General features: G+C 56.1%; 3 rRNA genes. All 3 read left to right on the top strand.

Features of this window, described 5'->3' with window-relative positions:
- Positions 1-135 precede the first annotated feature (135 nt).
- Positions 136-1670 (top strand): 16S ribosomal RNA (locus FJQ56_RS21895).
- Between the two features lie 441 nt (positions 1671-2111).
- Positions 2112-5267: ribosomal RNA gene (locus FJQ56_RS21890) — 23S ribosomal RNA — on the top strand.
- A gap of 176 nt (positions 5268-5443) precedes the next feature.
- Positions 5444-5560, top strand: a 5S ribosomal RNA gene (rrf, locus tag FJQ56_RS21885).
- The 16S, 23S and 5S rRNA genes sit together here, the layout of an rRNA operon.
- The last annotated feature ends 7 nt before the right edge of the window (positions 5561-5567 follow it).

Genomic DNA, 5567 nt, shown 5'->3' with positions numbered 1-5567 from the left:
TGATGTTTGAGAACTCAACAGTGTGTCATAGTCGACGAATTAGTTTGTTGCTCGTCAATTGATTTTGATGGGTTAGTTTTTTTCGGCAATGATTCTGGCGATAGCTAGTAATCGTTTATTGTCGGGAGCAAGTTTTCTACGGAGAGTTTGATCCTGGCTCAGGACGAACGCTGGCGGCGTGCTTAACACATGCAAGTCGAGCGGTAAGGCACTTCGGTGTACACGAGCGGCGAACGGGTGAGTAACACGTGAGTAATCTGCCCTTCACTCTGGGATAAGCACTCGAAAGGGTGTCTAATACCGGATACGACGCACTCACGCATGTGATGTGTGTGGAAACTTTTGTGGGTGGGGGATGTGCTCGCGGCCTATCAGCTTGTTGGTGGGGTAATGGCCTACCAAGGCTTCGACGGGTAGCCGGCCTGAGAGGGTGACCGGCCACACTGGGACTGAGACACGGCCCAGACTCCTACGGGAGGCAGCAGTGGGGAATATTGGACAATGGGCGGAAGCCTGATCCAGCAACGCCGCGTGAGGGATGACGGCCTTCGGGTTGTAAACCTCTTTCAGTATCGACGAAGCGCCCGTGTGGGTGGTGACGGTAGGTACAGAAGAAGCACCGGCCAACTACGTGCCAGCAGCCGCGGTAATACGTAGGGTGCGAGCGTTGTCCGGAATTATTGGGCGTAAAGGGCTCGTAGGCGGTTTGTCGCGTCGGGAGTGAAAACACTGGGCTTAACCGAGTGCTTGCTTTCGATACGGGCAGACTTGAGGCATTGAGGGGAGAACGGAATTCCTGGTGTAGCGGTGAAATGCGCAGATATCAGGAGGAACACCGGTGGCGAAGGCGGTTCTCTGGCAATGTTCTGACGCTGAGGAGCGAAAGTGTGGGGAGCGAACAGGATTAGATACCCTGGTAGTCCACACCGTAAACGTTGGGCGCTAGGTGTGGGGCCTATTCCATGGGTTCCGTGCCGCAGCTAACGCATTAAGCGCCCCGCCTGGGGAGTACGGCCGCAAGGCTAAAACTCAAAGGAATTGACGGGGGCCCGCACAAGCGGCGGAGCATGCGGATTAATTCGATGCAACGCGAAGAACCTTACCTGGGTTTGACATACACCCTGCCGCCTCAGAGATGGGGCTTCTTTTGGGGGTGTACAGGTGGTGCATGGCTGTCGTCAGCTCGTGTCGTGAGATGTTGGGTTAAGTCCCGCAACGAGCGCAACCCTCGTTCTATGTTGCCAGCACGTCCTTCGGGATGGTGGGGACTCATAGGAGACTGCCGGGGTCAACTCGGAGGAAGGTGGGGATGACGTCAAGTCATCATGCCCCTTATGTCCAGGGCTTCACGCATGCTACAATGGCCGGTACAAAGGGCTGCGATCCCGTGAGGGGGAGCGAATCCCAAAAAGCCGGTCTCAGTTCGGATTGGGGTCTGCAACTCGACCCCATGAAGTCGGAGTCGCTAGTAATCGCAGATCAGCAACGCTGCGGTGAATACGTTCCCGGGCCTTGTACACACCGCCCGTCACGTCACGAAAGTCGGCAACACCCGAAGCCAGTGGCCTAACCACCTTGTGTGGGGGGAGCTGTCGAAGGTGGGGCTGGCGATTGGGACGAAGTCGTAACAAGGTAGCCGTACCGGAAGGTGCGGCTGGATCACCTCCTTTCTAAGGAGCACATACCCCGCGCTCACAGCGTCTGTCTGTGGGGCATTGGTGGTGTTCACTAGTGGAATCGTCGATGAACGCCTCCTGGTGGGGGCATCTGATGTCTAGTACTGCTGCGGCCTGTGAGGGTTTGTGGTGTGGAACGGGTTGGGTGTTCTTGGTGGGTTGGTTTGACACACTGTTGGGCCCTGAGACATCAGGTCCAGATGGTCCCGGATGGGATGGTCATGGCTGGTTGGTTTCTTGGTGTTTGTCATGTTGATAGTGGACGCGAGCATCAGCCCGCACTGGTCGGACTCATTGAGGTTACTTGGGTTCGGTTGTGTGTTGGGTTGTGCAATTAGATTGTAGTGTGTGTTCTAAGCGCGCATTCCTGTCTTGGAGCCGATTCGCCGGTGATGAGATGGGGGTTGTGTGTGTTGTGTTTGTTGAGTGTTTGTTTGGCAAGCATTGAAGGGCACATGGTGGATGCCTTGGCATCAAGAGCCGATGAAGGACGTTGGAGCCTGCGATAAGCCCTGGGGAGTTGGCAACCGAGCTGTGATCCGGGGGTGTCCGAATGGGGAAACCTGGCTGGAGTCATGTCCAGTCATCTCCGTCTGAATAAAATAGGGCGGTAGAGGGGAACGCGGGGAAGTGAAACATCTCAGTACCCGTAGGAAGAGAAAACAATAGTGATTCCGAGAGTAGTGGCGAGCGAAATCGGATGAGGCCAAACCATGATCGTGTGATACCCGGCAGGGGTTGCGGTTGTGGGGTTGTGGGAGTGTTTGTCATGCGTCTGCCGGCGTGTGGGGCAGTAAGAAAGTGTGGTTGAAGTTGAAGTCCGTTGGAAAGCGGCGCCGTAGAGGGTGATAGCCCCGTAGTCGTAGGATCATGCCTGTCCATAGCACATCCCAAGTAACACGCCACCCCTGAAATGGTGTGTGAATCTGGCGGGACCACCCGTTAAGCCTAAATACTTCTTGATGACCGATAGCGGACTAGTACCGTGAGGGAAAGGTGAAAAGTACCCCTGGCGGGGAGTGAAATAGTACCTGAAACCGTGTGCCTACAATCCGTCAGAGCCCAGCCATCTCACAGCCATGTGAGGCGTGGGGGTGATGGCGTGCCTTTTGAAGAATGAGCCTGCGAGTTTGCGGTGTGTTGCGAGGTTAACCCGTGTGGGGTAGCCGTAGCGAAAGCGAGTCCTAATAGGGCGTTTCAGTAGCGCGCTCAAGACCCGAAGCGGAGTGATCTATCCATGGGCAGGTTGAAGCGCGGGTAAGACCGCGTGGAGGACCGAACCCACTTAGGTTGAAAACTGAGGGGATGACCTGTGGATAGGGGTGAAAGGCCAATCAAACTCCGTGATAGCTGGTTCTCCCCGAAATGCATTTAGGTGCAGCGTTGTGTGTTTCTTGCCGGAGGTAGAGCACTGGATAGCTAATGGGCCCTACAAGGTTACTGACGTTAGCCAAACTCCGAATGCCGGTAAGTGAGAGCGCAGCAGTGAGACGGCGGGGGATAAGCTCCGTCGTCGAGAGGGAAACAGCCCAGACCATCAGCTAAGGCCCCTAAGCGGTGACTAAGTGGAAAAGGATGTGGAGTCGCAGTGACAACCAGGAGGTTGGCTTGGAAGCAGCCACCCTTGAAAGAGTGCGTAATAGCTCACTGGTCAAGTGATTCCGCGCCGACAATGTAGCGGGGCTCAAGTCATCCGCCGAAGCTATGGCATTCACACTGACTTAGATGTCGTCTCGGCCACTGGGTGGTTGGGTGTGTGGGTGGGTAGGGGAGCGTCGTGTCGCGAGTGAAGCTGCGGAGTGATCCAGTGGTGGACGCGACACGAGTGAGAATGCAGGCATGAGTAGCGAATCACGGGTGAGAAACCCGTGCGCCGAATGATCAAGGGTTCCAGGGTCAAGCTAATCTGCCCTGGGTAAGTCGGGACCTAAGGCGAGGCCGACAGGCGTAGTCGATGGACAACGGGTTGATATTCCCGTACCGGCAATGTAGCGCCCATGACGAGCCCGGTGATGCTAACCATCTGAAGCTGCGTTGACTGATCCCTTCGGGGTGAGGCGTCGTAGTGGAGCGTGGGATCCGATCCGGTAGTAGTCAAGCGATGGGGTGACGCAGGAAGGTAGCCCAGCCCGGGCGATGGTTGTCCCGGGGTAAGCGTGTAGGACGTGACCTAGGCAAATCCGGGTCGCTGACTTTGATGTCGAGTTTGAGACGTGATGCCGAGGCCGTATGGCCGAAGTGGGTGATCCTATGCTGTCGAGAAAAACCTCTAGCGAGCTATGCGCCGCCCGTACCCCAAACCGACTCAGGTGATCAGGTAGAGAATACTAAGGCGATCGAGTGAACCATGGTTAAGGAACTCGGCAAAATGCCCCCGTAACTTCGGGAGAAGGGGGACCCGAACCGTCAACACCCTTGCGGTGGGTAGCGGGGAGGGTCGCAGAGACCAGGCCCAAGCGACTGTTTACTAAAAACACAGGTCCGTGCGAAGTTGTAAGACGATGTATACGGACTGACTCCTGCCCGGTGCTGGAAGGTTAAGAGGACCGGTTAGCTCACTTTGGTGGGTGAAGCTGAGAATTTAAGCCCCAGTAAACGGCGGTGGTAACTATAACCATCCTAAGGTAGCGAAATTCCTTGTCGGGTAAGTTCCGACCTGCACGAATGGAGTAACGACTTGGGCGCTGTCTCAACCATGGACTCGGCGAAATTGCACTACGAGTAAAGATGCTCGTTACGCGCGGCAGGACGGAAAGACCCCGGGACCTTTACTATAGTTTGGTATTGGTGTTTGGTTCGGCTTGTGTAGGATAGGTGGGAGACTGTGAGGCTTGGACGCCAGTTCAGGTGGAGTCATCGTTGAAATACCACTCTGGTCGTACTAGATGTCTAACCTAGGTCCATGATCTGGATCAGGGACAGTGCCTGATGGGTAGTTTAACTGGGGCGGTTGCCTCCTAAAATGTAACGGAGGCGCTCAAAGGTTCCCTCAGCCTGGTTGGCAATCAGGTGGCGAGTGTAAGTGCACAAGGGAGCTTGACTGTGAGACAGACATGTCGAGCAGGGACGAAAGTCGGAACTAGTGATCTGGCCACGGCATGTGGAAGCGTGGTCACTCAACGGATAAAAGGTACCCCGGGGATAACAGGCTGATCTTCCCCAAGAGTCCATATCGACGGGATGGTTTGGCACCTCGATGTCGGCTCGTCGCATCCTGGGGCTGGAGTAGGTCCCAAGGGTTGGGCTGTTCGCCCATTAAAGCGGCACGCGAGCTGGGTTTAGAACGTCGTGAGACAGTTCGGTCCCTATCCGCCGCGCGCGTTGGAAACTTGAGAAAGGCTGTCCCTAGTACGAGAGGACCGGGATGGACGAACCTCTGGTGTGCCAGTTGTCCCGCCAGGGGCACGGCTGGTTGGCTACGTTCGGAAGTGATAACCGCTGAATGCATCTAAGCGGGAAGCACGTTTCAAGATGAGGTTTCCCACCACCTTGAGTGGTTAAGGCCCCCCACAGACCATGGGGTTGATAGGCCGGAGGTGTACAGCAGCAATGCCCAGCCGACCGGTACTAATAGGCCGAGGGCTTGCCACACAAACCCTCAACCAACACCACACACGCGTAACACACACAGCACCTAGTTACGCCTCGCGTCCACGAGAACACAACATGACTTGCCCACCACCCACGGTGGCTGGCGATCGTCCCCCCCCGTTTGTGGGGGTTGGTCGACCAGGATCCCCTGGGGTGGGGTGATGGGCACATAGAGTTACGGCGGCCATAGCGACAGGGAAACACCCGGTCCCATACCGAACCCGGAAGTTAAGCCTGCCAGCGCCGATGGTACTGCAATCGCGAGGTTGTGGGAGAGTAGGACGCCGCCGGACAAACATT

This window comes from Nocardioides plantarum (assembly GCF_006346395.1).
GTDB lineage: Bacteria > Actinomycetota > Actinomycetes > Propionibacteriales > Nocardioidaceae > Nocardioides > Nocardioides plantarum.
Note: the sequence above shows the minus strand (reverse complement) of the source record. Positions and strands in the feature narration are given on the sequence as shown.